The organism is Streptomyces sp. NPDC045287 (assembly GCF_056432325.1).
This window is the reverse complement of sequence record NZ_JBWKJG010000013.1, coordinates 218,865-231,490: the sequence shown is the minus strand read 5'-3', so window position 1 is coordinate 231,490 and position 12,626 is coordinate 218,865. Positions and strand designations below refer to the sequence as shown.

At 74.4% G+C, this 12,626-nt stretch carries 14 protein-coding genes; 11 read left to right on the top strand and 3 right to left on the bottom strand.

Annotation, left to right across the window (positions count from 1 at the left end; all coding sequences use genetic code 11):
• Positions 1 to 5 precede the first annotated feature (5 nt).
• Both AC07D6_RS22475 and AC07D6_RS22470 read right to left on the bottom strand, forming a co-directional pair.
• Positions 6 to 986: a hypothetical protein gene (locus AC07D6_RS22475; RefSeq protein ID WP_479046914.1), complete on the bottom strand. Its 981-nt coding sequence runs from the start codon at positions 984 to 986 to the stop codon at positions 6 to 8.
• Between the two features lie 188 nt (positions 987 to 1,174).
• Positions 1,175 to 2,737 carry an oxidoreductase gene (locus tag AC07D6_RS22470; RefSeq protein ID WP_479046953.1) on the bottom strand — a complete coding sequence of 521 codons (1,563 nt, stop codon included), beginning with the start codon at positions 2,735 to 2,737 and terminating at the stop codon, positions 1,175 to 1,177.
• Positions 2,738 to 2,973: 236 nt separating this feature from the next.
• On the opposite strand from AC07D6_RS22470, the gene hisD reads away from it, so the two are divergent.
• The 8 genes from hisD (at position 2,974) to hisF (ending at position 8,839) form a co-directional block, all read left to right on the top strand.
• Positions 2,974 to 4,296 (top strand): histidinol dehydrogenase, encoded by a 1,323-nt coding sequence (hisD, locus tag AC07D6_RS22465; protein ID WP_479046911.1) that lies wholly within the window; start codon positions 2,974 to 2,976, stop codon positions 4,294 to 4,296.
• Positions 4,293 to 5,405: a histidinol-phosphate transaminase gene (locus tag AC07D6_RS22460; RefSeq protein ID WP_315876527.1), complete on the top strand. Its 1,113-nt coding sequence runs from the start codon at positions 4,293 to 4,295 to the stop codon at positions 5,403 to 5,405. Before hisD ends, AC07D6_RS22460 begins: the two co-directional genes overlap by 4 nt.
• Positions 5,402 to 5,995, top strand: coding sequence for an imidazoleglycerol-phosphate dehydratase HisB (gene hisB, locus AC07D6_RS22455; protein ID WP_479046908.1), 594 nt, complete (start codon positions 5,402 to 5,404; stop codon positions 5,993 to 5,995). Before AC07D6_RS22460 ends, hisB begins: the two co-directional genes overlap by 4 nt.
• Before the next feature lie 88 nt (positions 5,996 to 6,083).
• Positions 6,084 to 6,251 (top strand): hypothetical protein, encoded by a 168-nt coding sequence (locus tag AC07D6_RS22450; RefSeq protein ID WP_315876525.1) that lies wholly within the window; start codon positions 6,084 to 6,086, stop codon positions 6,249 to 6,251.
• A gap of 5 nt (positions 6,252 to 6,256) precedes the next feature.
• The gene (hisH, locus tag AC07D6_RS22445; RefSeq protein WP_479046951.1) at positions 6,257 to 6,901 is read left to right on the top strand and encodes an imidazole glycerol phosphate synthase subunit HisH; all 645 of its coding nucleotides are present in this window, start codon (positions 6,257 to 6,259) and stop codon (positions 6,899 to 6,901) included.
• Positions 6,902 to 6,942: 41 nt separating this feature from the next.
• Positions 6,943 to 7,668 carry a bifunctional 1-(5-phosphoribosyl)-5-((5-phosphoribosylamino)methylideneamino)imidazole-4-carboxamide isomerase/phosphoribosylanthranilate isomerase PriA gene (priA, locus tag AC07D6_RS22440; protein ID WP_315876524.1) on the top strand — a complete coding sequence of 242 codons (726 nt, stop codon included), beginning with the start codon at positions 6,943 to 6,945 and terminating at the stop codon, positions 7,666 to 7,668.
• Positions 7,665 to 8,072: a RidA family protein gene (locus AC07D6_RS22435; RefSeq protein ID WP_315876523.1), complete on the top strand. Its 408-nt coding sequence runs from the start codon at positions 7,665 to 7,667 to the stop codon at positions 8,070 to 8,072. The genes priA and AC07D6_RS22435 overlap by 4 nt, the downstream gene beginning before the upstream one ends.
• Entirely contained in the window at positions 8,069 to 8,839 is a 771-nt protein-coding gene (gene hisF / locus AC07D6_RS22430) for an imidazole glycerol phosphate synthase subunit HisF (RefSeq protein WP_479046904.1), read from the top strand. Before AC07D6_RS22435 ends, hisF begins: the two co-directional genes overlap by 4 nt.
• A 438-nt stretch (positions 8,840 to 9,277) precedes the next feature.
• On the opposite strand, the gene AC07D6_RS22425 is transcribed toward hisF, so the two are convergent.
• A complete protein-coding gene (locus AC07D6_RS22425; protein WP_315876521.1) occupies positions 9,278 to 9,910 on the bottom strand; it encodes a TIGR03085 family metal-binding protein in 633 nt (210 codons plus the stop codon).
• An 83-nt stretch (positions 9,911 to 9,993) separates the two neighbouring features.
• On the opposite strand from AC07D6_RS22425, the gene hisI reads away from it, so the two are divergent.
• The 3 genes from hisI to AC07D6_RS22410 are packed head-to-tail and all read left to right on the top strand — an operon-like array spanning position 9,994 to position 12,517.
• Complete coding sequence (hisI, locus tag AC07D6_RS22420) at positions 9,994 to 10,341, top strand: phosphoribosyl-AMP cyclohydrolase (protein ID WP_479046902.1); 348 nt, start codon at positions 9,994 to 9,996, stop codon at positions 10,339 to 10,341.
• A gap of 14 nt (positions 10,342 to 10,355) precedes the next feature.
• The gene (locus tag AC07D6_RS22415; RefSeq protein WP_315876519.1) at positions 10,356 to 11,858 is read left to right on the top strand and encodes an anthranilate synthase component I; all 1,503 of its coding nucleotides are present in this window, start codon (positions 10,356 to 10,358) and stop codon (positions 11,856 to 11,858) included.
• The gene (locus AC07D6_RS22410) at positions 11,858 to 12,517 is read left to right on the top strand and encodes a TIGR02234 family membrane protein (protein WP_315876518.1); all 660 of its coding nucleotides are present in this window, start codon (positions 11,858 to 11,860) and stop codon (positions 12,515 to 12,517) included. The genes AC07D6_RS22415 and AC07D6_RS22410 overlap by 1 nt, the downstream gene beginning before the upstream one ends.
• Positions 12,518 to 12,626: the final 109 nt, after the last annotated feature.

Genomic DNA, 12,626 nt, shown 5'->3' with positions numbered 1-12,626 from the left:
CGCGGTCAGCGGCGCCGTCGCACGCTCGCCCGCCGCGTCATGTCGCGCGCCTCCAGGAACCGCCCCAGCGGGTCCCCGCCCTCGCCCGCCGTGGCCGACCAGGGGTACGACGTGGCCCGCGCCCCGATGAGCCGGAACTGCTCCAGCGCCGCCGTCCACCGCTGCCGCGCCATCAGCACGTACGCCAGCAGGTTGCGCACCTCGGCCGGCCACGGGTCGCCCACCGGGTAGCGCGCCGACAGCTCGACCGCCAGGTCCGCCGCCGCGTCCAGCCGCGCCCCCGGCACCCCGTTCCCGTCGCCGCTCACCAACTGCGCGTACGCGGCCCGCAGCGGCAGCGCCCGCACCAGCGAGCCCGGCAGGGAGTCGAGCGCGGCGGCCTCCGCGAAGTCGAAGCACGCCCGGTGCGAGCCGTAGCAGCGGGCCCACAGGTACTCCAGCGCCGACACGTGACACCCGTGGTGGTGCGAGGAGCGGCGCACCGCCTGCTCCCACAGCGCCTCGAACAGCGCGTCCGGCGCCTTGCTGCCGCGCGCGTGGTCCAGCGCGATCCGCCACGGCACCGGGTCGCGGGGCGCCACCTCGGCCGCCGCGTGGACCATCGGCTCCACCTCCCGCAGCCGTTCGGCGCGGACGGGCGACTCCCAGGCGCGGTCCACGGCCAGTTGCGCCGCGACGAGCAGCGCGTCCGGGTCGTCGGGGGCCCGCGCCCGCCACGCCGCCAGCCAGTCCTCCCGGCTGTGGGCGAAGGCGGCGAGGCGCACGGCGTACCGGTCGCGGTACTCCCACTCGGCGGCGTGCCGGGTCGCGGCCAGCAGCCGGGCGGCCGGAATGTGATCCCCGAGCGCGGCGGCCACCAGCGCCGGGCCGAGCCTGTCGTCCGGTGCGTCCAGCAGCACGGAGCCGTCCGGCGGCAGCCCGTCGCGGGGCGGCTGACCGGGCCGGACCGTGCGCGCGTTGCCCAGCAGGGCGCGGAGCAGAGACATCGTGCGGCCCATTGAAAACCGCAGGTGGGGGCCGCGCCAGAGGAAGGCTGTGAAGCTTTGGTGGCGGCGGGAAGGTTGTCCTGCCGAACGTCAAGAGGCGGTAAAGAAAGCGGTGGCGCGGGGACGGGTGGAAACGCGCCGCACCCGTCGACGCCCCCGCCCGGAACCGCTCCGGACCCGCCCCCCGGTCAGCTCCGACGCAGCAGCCGCGACGCGCCCGCCGCCACCGCGGTGGCCAGAATCCACCCCACCAGGATCAGCACCGTTGACAGCCACTGCCACGGTGCCGACAGCCGCCAGTACCCCTCCTGGCCGAGGTTGATCACCGGCAGCAGCAGGTCCAGCGTGTAGAGCACCGCGTCCCACTGCGGGAACTCGTCCCGCTTGATCGGCACCGGCTCGTAGAACGAGAAGGCCAGCGCCCCCGCCGCCCACAGCACCGCCATCCACACCGCCGCCCGCCCCGGCCGGTAGCCGTACGCCACCGTCCAGTCCTGGAGGTAGCCCCACAGCTTCGCGGCGAGCGGCAGCGTCTCCCGGCGCCGCCGCTGCTTGGCCAGCAGCACCTCCCGCGCGTCGGCGTCCTCGCCGCAGCCGCGCAGCACCGTCGCCAGCCGCTCGTACGGCTCCGGCGCGTACTCCGGCGTCGCCGCCGCCACCCACTCCAGCCGCCGGGCCAGCGGGAAGTGCCCGTACGGCACCAGGTTCTCGTACGCGAACCCGCTGATCGCGAGGCCGCCCGGCCCCGGCCAGCTCGCCGCCTGGTCGACGAGCGTGACCACCTTCGCGCCGTTCAGCACCACCCGGCCCTCCTCCGGCCGCTCGCAGTTGAACCGCAGCTCCGGAGTGACGATCCTGCGCAGCGACAGCTCCTCCCTGCGCGCCGACGCCAACACGAACCGCGCCTGGTGCAGGTCGACCGCGTCCCCGAACCGCCCGTCGTCCAGCCGCACCCCGCCCCGGCACTCGAAGGGCCGCATCCGCGTGCCCCGCATCGGCGTGTTGACGTCGCCCAGCCCGTACGGCGGCGTCCCGCCCAGGTGGTCGCCCGAGCCGCCCACCGACTCGCTCACCCACGCGCCCGTCAGGTACAGCGTGCGCTCCACGCTCAGCTGCGGCGCGTTCAGCGCGCGCCGCCCCTCCGCGCCCCGCAGCCGGCTGCCGCGCAGGCTCAGCGACACCCCGACCTTCGCGCCGCGCATGCTGAACTCGCCGTACGTCTCGATCAGCTCGGCCTGGAGGTCCTGCGCCACCGACATGCCGTCCGCGACGATCGCCCGGCCGCGCCGGTCCGGCTGCACGTGGATCTGGCTGATCAGCAGGTCCGTGCCTATCTGCGCGTCCGTGAGGCGCACCCCGCGCGCCACCCGGCAGCGCGGCAGGTGCAGGTCGCCCTCCGTGTGCAGCCGGGCCGCCTCCAGGCGGGGTATCGCGCAGCCGACCAGCCGGAGCGTGGTGAACCGGGACTCCGGCAGCACCACCTCGTCGTCGAAGACGCACCCCTGCAACTCCACGTACGGCGCGATCGTGCCGCCCGCCAGGTCCAGCCGCCCCGTGATCCGAGCCCCGCGCACCTTGAGCGCCGAGACGCGCCCCGCCAGCGCCGGCGGGCCGGACAGCAGCAGCCGGGCCACCACCCGCGCCCGGACGCACCGCTCCTGCGGCCACTCCCGCGGCACGAACGGGTCGTCCAGCACCGGATGGCCCGAGCGCAGGTCGTACCACGCGCCGATGCGGAACGCCTGCCACATCCCCAGTTCGGCGGGGGTGAGGTCGCCGGGCACCTCGTCGTCGTGACGGTCGTCGCGGTCGTCGTGCGGCTCGGTCAATGCCGCCCTCCTCGCTTCCCTGGTCGTACGGCTGTTCTTCCCTCTGCGTGACGGCCTGAACGCTAACGGTCAGGTGTGACAACCGCGGGGTGATGTGGCGTGTATCAGCCAGTGATACGGACGGTCGGAGCCGCGAGCCCGTCTGCGAGAATTGACCTGTGATCTCACGAATCGATCTGCGCGGCGACGCCCTGCCGACGGGCGGCGCCCTGCGCGACCTGCTGCCCCGTGCCGAGTTCGACGTGGAAGCCGCCCTGGAGAAGGTGCGGCCCATCTGCGAGGCCGTGCACCATCGGGGCGACGCGGCGCTGATCGACTACGCCGAGCGGTTCGACGGCGTCGCCCTCGACCAGGTGCGCGTCCCGGCCGCCGCGTTGGCCCGCGCCCTGGAGGAGCTGGATCCGGCCGTCCGCGCCGGCCTGGAGGAGTCCGCCCGCCGCGCCCGGACCGTCCACCGCGAGCAGCGCCGCACCACGCACACGACACAGGTCGTGCCCGGCGGCACGGTCACCGAGAAGTGGGTCCCCGTCGGGCGCGTCGGCCTGTACGCGCCGGGCGGCCGTTCCGTCTACCCCTCGTCCGTGATCATGAACGTCGTGCCGGCGCAGGAGGCGGGCGTCGAGTCGATCGCCCTGGCCTCCCCGCCGCAGAAGGAGTTCGGCGGCCTGCCGCACCCCACGATCCTCGCCGCCTGCGCCCTCCTCGGCGTCGACGAGGTGTACGCGGCGGGCGGCGCCCAGGCCGTCGCCATGTTCGCGTACGGCACGGAGACCTGCGCCCCCGCCGACATGGTCACCGGCCCCGGCAACATCTGGGTCGCCGCCGCCAAGCGGTACTTCACCGGCCGCATCGGCATCGACACGGAGGCCGGCCCCACCGAGATCGCCGTCCTCGCCGACGCCACCGCCGACCCGGTCCACGTCGCCGCCGACCTGATCAGCCAGGCCGAGCACGACCCGCTCGCCGCCGCCGTGCTCGTCACCGACTCCGCCGAGCTGGCCGACGCCGTCGAGCGCGAGCTGGAGGCGCAGGTCGCCGCGACCAAGCACGTCGACGACCGCGTCCTGCCCGCCCTGCGCGGCAAGCAGTCCGCGATCGTCCTCGTCGACGGCGTCGACGAGGGCCTGCGCGTCGTCGACGCGTACGGCGCCGAGCACCTGGAGATCCAGACCGCCGACGCCGCCGCCGTCGCCCAGCGCGTCCGCAACGCCGGCGCGATCTTCGTCGGCCCCTGGTCGCCGGTCTCCCTCGGGGACTACTGCGCCGGCTCCAACCACGTCCTGCCCACCGGCGGCTGCGCCTGCCACTCCTCGGGCCTGTCCGTCCAGTCCTTCCTGCGCGGCATCCACATCGTGGACTACACGCGCGAAGCGCTCGCCGAGGTCACCCACCACGTGGTCACGCTCGCCGAGGCGGAGGACCTGCCGGCGCACGGCGCGGCCGTGAAGGCCCGCTTCGGGGGAGAGGTGCCGCAGCCGTGACCGACGTGCGCATCGACGACCTGCCCATCCGCGACGAGCTGCGCGGCAAGTCCCCCTACGGGGCGCCCCAGCTCGACGTACCCGTACGCCTCAACACCAACGAGAACCCCTACCCGCTGCCCGAGCCGCTCGTGGAGCGCATCGCGGAGCGCGTCCGGGAGGCCGCCCGGCACCTCAACCGCTACCCCGACCGCGACGCGGTCGAGCTGCGCGCCGGACTGGCCCGCTACCTCACCCGCACCACCGGCCACGAGGTCGACACGAGCCGGGTCTGGGCGGCCAACGGCTCCAACGAGGTCCTCCAGCAGCTCCTACAGACCTTCGGCGGCCCCGGCAGGACCGCGCTGGGCTTCGAGCCCTCGTACTCCATGCACGGCCTGATCTCCCGCGGCACGGGCACCGGCTGGATCTCCGGCCCCCGCCGCGACGACTTCGGCATCGACGTGGCGGCCGCCTCGGCGGCCATCGCCGAGCACCGCCCCGACGTGGTGTTCATCACCTCCCCCAACAACCCCACCGGCACCGCCGTCGACGCCGACACGGTGCTGGCCCTCCACGACGCCGCCCAGGCCGCCAAGCCGTCCCTGGTCGTCGTCGACGAGGCGTACGTCGAGTTCAGCCACCGCCCGTCGCTGCTGCCGCTCATCGAGGGCCGCCCGCACCTGGTGGTCTCCCGCACCATGTCGAAGGCGTTCGGCGCCGCCGGGCTCCGCCTCGGCTACCTCGCCGCCCACCCGGCCGTCGTCGACGCCGTCCAGCTGGTCCGCCTGCCGTACCACCTGTCCGCCGTCACCCAGGCCACCGCGCTCGCCGCGCTCGAACACACCGATACGCTGCTGGGGTACGTCGAACACCTCAAGGCCGAACGGGACCGGCTCGTCACCGAGCTGCGCGCCCTCGGGTACGAGGTCACCGACTCCGACGCCAACTTCGTCCAGTTCGGCCGCTTCGAGGACGCCCACGCCGCGTGGCGCGGGATCCTCGACCGCGGCGTCCTGGTCCGCGACAACGGCGTACCGGGTTGGCTTCGGGTCACGGCCGGCACGCCGCAGGAGAACGACGCGTTCCTGGATGCGGTTCGCGCACTGAGGAAGGAGCAGAGCTCATGAGCCGCGTAGGACGGGTCGAGCGCACCACCAAGGAAACCTCCGTCGTCGTCGAGATCGACCTCGACGGCACCGGGAAGGTCGACGTCGCCACCGGCGTCGGCTTCTACGACCACATGCTCGACCAGCTCGGCCGCCACGGGCTGTTCGACCTCACGGTCAAGACCGAGGGCGACCTGCACATCGACTCGCACCACACGATCGAGGACACCGCCCTCGCCCTCGGCGCCGCCTTCAAGCAGGCCCTCGGCGACAAGGTCGGCATCTACCGCTTCGGCAACTGCACGGTCCCGCTGGACGAGTCCCTCGCCCAGGTCACCGTCGACCTCTCCGGCCGCCCGTACCTCGTGCACACCGAGCCCGAGAACATGGCGCCGATGATCGGCGCGTACGACACGACGATGACCCGGCACATCCTGGAGTCGTTCGTCGCCCAGGCCCAGATCGCCCTGCACGTCCACGTCCCGTACGGGCGCAACGCCCACCACATCGTGGAGTGCCAGTTCAAGGCCCTCGCCCGCGCCCTGCGGTACGCCTCCGAGCGCGACCCGCGCGCCGCCGGCATCCTGCCGTCGACGAAGGGCGCCCTGTGAGCGGCGCCCGCGCGACCGCCGGGCCGCGGACGCGCACGACGGCGGCGCCTTCGCGCCGCGCGGGCGGAGAAGGGAACGAGGGCACGCGGTGACCGGACTGTCGACCGTCCTGATCGTCGTCGGCCTGTTCCTGGCCGGCGGCGTCTACTCCTTCGCCCGGCAGAAGATGCCCAAGGGCGTCGTCGTCCTGCTCGCCGTCGCCTCCGGCATGTGCCTCCTCGCCGGCGTCCTGAGGATCCAGGGAATCTGGGAATGACCCGAATGAACAGCACCGCGAAGAAAGTCGTCGTCTTCGACTACGGGTTCGGCAACGTCCGCTCCGCCGAACGCGCCCTCGCGCGCGTGGGCGCCGACGTCGAGATCACCCGCGACTACGACAAGGCCATGAACGCCGACGGGCTCCTCGTCCCCGGCGTCGGCGCCTTCTCCGCCTGCATGGCCGGGCTGAAGGAAGCCCGCGGGGACTGGATCGTCGGCCGCCGGCTGTCCGGCGGGCGGCCCGTCATGGGCATCTGCGTCGGCATGCAGATCCTGTTCGCGCGCGGCGTCGAGCACGGCGTCGAGACCGAGGGCCTCGACGAGTGGCCCGGGACGGTCGGCCCGCTCAAGGCGCCCGTCATCCCGCACATGGGGTGGAACACCGTCGAGGCGCCGGAGGACAGCGAGCTGTTCGCCGGGATCGACCCCGACGAGCGGTTCTACTTCGTGCACTCGTACGCCGTGACCGACTGGTCCCTGGAGACCGCCAACCCCGCCCTGCGCCCCCCCAGGGTCACCTGGTCCGCGCACGGCGAGAGGTTCGTCGCCGCCGTCGAGAACGGCGCCCTGTGGGCGACCCAGTTCCACCCGGAGAAGTCCGGCGACGCCGGGGCCCAGTTGCTCACCAACTGGCTCAAGACCTTCTGATCCGACCTTCCCGACCCCGCTTAGAGGCTAGGACCCCTGAGATGACCAAGCTCGAACTCCTCCCCGCCGTCGACGTCCGGGACGGCCAGGCCGTACGGCTCGTCCACGGCGAGTCCGGCACGGAGACGTCCTACGGCTCCCCGCTGGAGGCGGCCCTGGCCTGGCAGCGCGCGGGCGCCGAGTGGCTCCACCTCGTCGACCTCGACGCCGCCTTCGGCACCGGTGACAACCGCGACCTGATCGCCGAGGTCACCGGGGCCATGGACATCAAGGTCGAGCTGTCCGGCGGCATCCGCGACGACGCCTCCCTCGCCGCGGCCCTCGCCACCGGCTGCACCCGCGTCAACCTGGGCACGGCCGCCCTGGAGAGCCCCGAGTGGGTCGCCAAGGTGATCGCCGAGCACGGCGACAGGATCGCCGTCGGCCTCGACGTGCGCGGCACCACCCTGCGCGGCCGCGGCTGGACCCGCGACGGCGGCGACCTGTACGAGACGCTGGCGCGCCTCGACTCCGAGGGCTGCGCCCGGTACGTCGTCACCGACATCGCCAAGGACGGCACGCTCCAGGGCCCCAACCTGGAGCTGCTGCGCGACGTCTGCGCCGCCACCGACCGGCCCGTCGTCGCCTCCGGCGGCGTCTCCTCCCTCGACGACCTGCGCGCCATCGCCGAGCTGGTCCCGCTGGGCGTCGAGGGCGCCATCGTCGGCAAGGCGCTGTACGCCAAGTCCTTCACCCTCGAGGAAGCCCTCGCGGCGGTGTCCGCGTGACCGGGTCCGTGCGCAAGGTCGTCACCGGCGCGCCCTGGGAGGAGCAGTTCGGCTACTCCCGCGCGGTGGAGCTGCCCCACGGCCTCGTCCTGGTCTCCGGGTGCACGTCCGTCGTCGACGGCGCCATCGCCGAGGGCGGCCCGTACGAGCAGGCCGTCAACGCCTTCAACGTGGCGTTCGACGCGCTGGGGCAGCTCGGCCTCGGCCCGGCGGACGTGGTCCGCACCCGGATGTACATCACCCACGCGCGGGACGTGGAGGAGGTCGGACGCGCCCACAAGGAGCTGTTCGACGCCGTCCGCCCCGCCGCGTCGATGCTCATCGTCTCCGGCTTCGTCGACCCCCGGCTCGTCGTCGAGGTCGAGGTCGAGGCGTACCGCGCGAACGGAGGTGCCGCGTCATGAGCCTCGCGGTCCGGGTCATCCCCTGCCTCGACGTGGACAACGGCCGCGTCGTCAAGGGCGTCAACTTCCAGAACCTCCGCGACGCGGGCGACCCCGTCGAGATGGCGAAGCTGTACGACGCCGAGGGCGCCGACGAGCTGACGTTCCTCGACATCACCGCGTCGTCCGGCAACCGGGAGACCACCTACGACGTGGTGCGGCGCACCGCCGAGCAGGTGTTCATCCCGCTCACCGTGGGCGGCGGCGTGCGCAGCGCCGACGACGTGGACCGGCTGCTGCGCGCCGGCGCGGACAAGGTCGGCGTCAACACGGCCGCCATCGCCCGCCCCGAGCTGATCCGGGAGGTCTCCGAGCGGTTCGGCAGCCAGGTGCTCGTGCTGTCCGTGGACGCCCGGCGCTGCCCGGAGGGCACCGGCACGCCGTCCAGGTTCGAGGTCACCACGCACGGCGGGCGCCGGGGGACCGGCATCGACGCCGTGGAGTGGGCCCACCGGGCCGCGGAGCTGGGCGCGGGGGAGATCCTGCTGAACTCCATGGACGCGGACGGCACGAAGGACGGCTACGACACCGCGATGATCTCGGCGGTCCGCGCGCACGTCTCCGTACCGGTGATCGCTTCCGGCGGCGCCGGGGCGCTCGGCCACTTCCCGCCCGCGATCGAGGCCGGCGCGGACGCCGTCCTGGCGGCGTCCGTGTTCCACTTCGGCGACCTGCGGATCGGCGAGGTGAAGGCCACCCTCCGGGAAGCGGGCCACCCCGTCCGCTGAGGCGGGCCCCGCGCGCGGCGGCCGGGCCGGCCCTCGGCCCGGGTCGCCCACCGCGGCGGCGGGCCCGGCCGTCAGGACGGGGCCCCGCCGCGGTGGGCCCCGGGGGAAGACCCGGACCCCGGGCCGCCCGCAGGCCGTCCACGGCGGGGAGGGCGCACGGCGGCCCCGCCTCCGCGGGCCCTTCGCGCACCGGCGGGGCTGCGGCCCGGCTCCGGCAGGAGCCCCACGCCCCGGCCGGGCGCGCCGGCCGCGACGGACAGCGCCCCGCGCGGGTCGACGCGGGCCCCGAAGCCGGGGACGTCCGTGCGGGGAAGGCGCGCCTTCCCCGCCGTCCGCGTACACGCCGTGCCCGCCGGCCGCGGGGCGCGGCGGAAAGCGGCCGGTGGCCGACGACGGCCTACGCCGTACCCGCCGGTCCTCGCGGCCCTGAGCGCGGCCTCAGACCCCCAGCCTCGCTTCGAGGACGCGCGCGACCGCTTCCTTGTCGCCGTCCAACTCCACCCTGGCGGCTTCCTGCCGCCCGTACAGGAACAGCGTCAGCTCGCCCGGCTCACCGGTCACCGTCACCACGGGCGTACCGCGGTGCGCGACGGCCGTCCGGCCGTCGGGGCGGCGCACGACGAGGCCCACGGGGGAGCGCCGCCCCATCAGCCGGGCCATCCTCTCCAGCCGGGACCACAGCGCGTCCGCGAACACCGGGTCGACCTCGCGCGGCGTCCAGTCCGCCCGCGCCCGCCGCACGTCCTCGGCGTGGACGTAGAACTCCATCGTGTTCGCGCCCTCGTCGACCTGCTTGATCGAGAACGGCGACATCCGCGGCGGGCCCGTCCGGATCAGCCCGAGCAGCTCCTCGTACGGCTTCGCGGCGAACTCCGCCTGCACCCGCTCCAGCCGGTCCCGCAGCGGCCCCAGCAGGACGCCCGCCGCCGCGTCCGGGCGGCGCTCGCGCACCACCAGGTGGGCGGCCAGGTCACGGGCGGTCCAGCCGTCGCAGAGGGTCGGCGCGTCGGGACCCGCCGTCTCCAACAGATCGGCCAGGAGCAGTCGTTCACGCTTGGCATGGGTGGACATGACCGCCAGCGTACGGGGGCGCACCCCGGTCCGCCCAGTGGACACGGCCCGGTCCGCCCCGCGCCGCGCGGCACAATGGCGGCATGACCAGCAACCTTGACCCGGCCATCGCCGCCCGCCTCAAGCGCAGCCCCGACGGGCTGGTCCCGGCCATCGCCCAGCAGTACGACACCGGTGAGGTGCTGATGCTCGGCTGGATGGACGACGAGGCCCTGCACCGCACCCTCACCACCGGCCGCTGCACCTACTGGTCGCGCAGCCGCCAGGAGTACTGGGTCAAGGGCGACACGTCCGGTCACGTCCAGCACGTCAAGTCCGTCGCCCTCGACTGCGACGCCGACACGGTCCTCGTCAAGGTCGACCAGGTGGGCGCCGCCTGTCACACCGGCGCCAGGACGTGCTTCGACGCCGACGTGCTCCGGTTGGGCTAGTAGGGTCGGGCGGCATGGACCTCGAGACCTTCCGCAAGCTGGCGGCCGACCGCCGAGTGATCCCCGTCAGCCGCCGCCTCCTCGCGGACGGCGACACCCCGGTCGGCCTTTACCGCAAGCTGGCCGCAGAACGCCCCGGAACGTTCCTCCTGGAGTCCGCCGAGAACGGCCGCTCCTGGTCCCGCTACTCCTTCGTCGGCGTCCGCAGCGCCGCCACCCTGACCGTACGCGACGGGCAGGCGCACTGGCTGGGCACGCCGCCCGTCGGCGTCCCCGTCGACGGCGACCCGCTGGAGGCCCTGCGCGCCACCGTGGAGGCCCTGCACACCCCGCGCGACCTCGCCTCCGGGATGCCGCCCTTCACCGGCGGCATGGTGGGCTACCTCGGCTACGACATCGTGCGGCGCCTGGAGCGCATCGGCGACCACGGCGCGGACGAGCTGGGCCTGCCCGAGCTGACCATGCTGCTCACCTCCGACCTGGCCGTCCTCGACCACTGGGACGGCACGGTCCTGCTGATCGCCAACGCGATCAACCACAACGACCTCGACACCGGCGTCGACGAGGCCCACGCGGACGCCGTCGCCCGGCTCGACGCCATGGAGGCGGACCTCACCAGGCCCGTCGACTCCGGGCCCGCGGTCCTGCCGCCGTCCGAGCTGCCCGAGTACACCGCCCGCTGGGGCGGCGAGGCGTACCAGGAGGCCGTCGAGGACATCAAGGAGCGCATCCGCGCCGGCGAGGCCTTCCAGGTCGTCCCGTCGCAGCGCTTCCGGACGCCCTGCACGGCGAGCGCCCTGGACGTCTACCGGGTCCTGCGGGCCACCAACCCGTCCCCGTACATGTACCTGCTCCGCTTCGACGGGTTCGACGTCGTCGGCTCCAGCCCTGAGGCGCTGGTCAAGGTCGAGGCCGGGCACGCGATGCTCCACCCGATCGCCGGCACCCGGCCGCGCGGCGCCACCCCGCAGGAGGACCAGGCCCTCGCCGACGAGCTGATCGCCGACCCCAAGGAGCGCGCCGAGCACCTCATGCTCGTCGACCTCGGCCGCAACGACCTGGGCCGGGTCTGCGCGCCGGGCTCCGTCGAGGTCGTCGACTTCATGTCGATCGAGCGCTACTCCCACGTCATGCACATCGTCTCCACGGTGACCGGCCGCGTCGCGGAGGGCCGCACGGCCTTCGACGTGCTGACCGCCTGCTTCCCCGCCGGGACGCTCTCCGGAGCGCCCAAGCCGCGCGCCATGCAGATCATCGAGGAACTGGAGCCCAGCCGCCGCGGCCTGTACGGCGGCGCCGTCGGCTACCTGGACTTCGCGGGCGACTCGGACACGGCCATCGCCATCCGCACGGCCCTGCTGCGCGACGGCACGGCGTACGTCCAGGCGGGTGCCGGGGTGGTCGCGGACTCCGACCCGGTCGCCGAGGACACCGAGTGCCGCAACAAGGCGGCCGCGGTGCTCCGCGCCGTCCACACGGCCAACCGGATGAACCGCGTCCGGGCGCATGGGGGATAGTGGAACACGTGAGTGCCGCATCCGTACCCCAGCCCCGTGCCACCGGCCAGGGCGAGGCGGTGACCGCCGGAGGCGGCCGTCGCAGCCTCGCCGTGGCCCTGCTCCTCGGCGCCCTCGGCGCCGCCGTCGTCCTCCTCGCCTCCGGCCGCACCTGGACCGAGGGGCGCGTCACCGGCGTCGGCGGCAGCGTCGCCCTGGAGGCCGCCGGGGGTGACATCACCGGCGCGCCCACGGCCCTGGCCGTGGTGGGGCTCGCCGCCCTCGTCGCCGTCCTCGCCGCGCGCGGCGCCGGCCGCCGCGTCGTCGCGCTGTTCCTCGCGCTGAGCGGCGCCGGGGCGGCCACGGCCGCCCTCCTCGGCGCGAACGACAGCACCGCCCTGGACGAGCAGGCCGCCCGCACCACCGGCGACACCGCCGCGCGGGCCGCCGCCCTGACGCAGACGGCCTGGCCGTACGTGACGGCCGTCGCCGCCCTGCTGATCCTCGCCGCCGGACTGATCGCCCTGCGGTACGGCCGGACCTGGCCCGCCATGTCCGGCCGGTACGAGCGCGACGGCGCCCCCCGCGCGCGCGGCGCCCGCCGCGCCGGCGACCCCGACCGGCCCGAGGACCTGTGGAAGGCCCTGGACCGCGGCGAGGACCCCACGGACGGCACCTGACCGGGGCCTACGACGCATGCGGCGCACCCCCGGATCACCCGGTACGCGCGCGTGCGGAAGAATGGCCGTGAGCGTCCGCACTCGGCGGGGCCTCACCACAGAGCAACAT

Coding starts and splice junctions, on each gene's coding strand:
- AC07D6_RS22475 (WP_479046914.1), bottom strand. CDS start 986: ATGTCTCTGCTCCGCGCCCTGCTGGGCAACGCGCGCACGGTCCGGCCC.
- AC07D6_RS22470 (WP_479046953.1), bottom strand. CDS start 2,737: ATGTGGCAGGCGTTCCGCATCGGCGCGTGGTACGACCTGCGCTCGGGC.
- hisB (WP_479046908.1), top strand. CDS start 5,402: ATGAGCCGCGTAGGACGGGTCGAGCGCACCACCAAGGAAACCTCCGTC.
- hisH (WP_479046951.1), top strand. CDS start 6,257: ATGAACAGCACCGCGAAGAAAGTCGTCGTCTTCGACTACGGGTTCGGC.
- priA (WP_315876524.1), top strand. CDS start 6,943: ATGACCAAGCTCGAACTCCTCCCCGCCGTCGACGTCCGGGACGGCCAG.
- hisF (WP_479046904.1), top strand. CDS start 8,069: ATGAGCCTCGCGGTCCGGGTCATCCCCTGCCTCGACGTGGACAACGGC.
- AC07D6_RS22425 (WP_315876521.1), bottom strand. CDS start 9,910: ATGTCCACCCATGCCAAGCGTGAACGACTGCTCCTGGCCGATCTGTTG.
- hisI (WP_479046902.1), top strand. CDS start 9,994: ATGACCAGCAACCTTGACCCGGCCATCGCCGCCCGCCTCAAGCGCAGC.
- AC07D6_RS22415 (WP_315876519.1), top strand. CDS start 10,356: ATGGACCTCGAGACCTTCCGCAAGCTGGCGGCCGACCGCCGAGTGATC.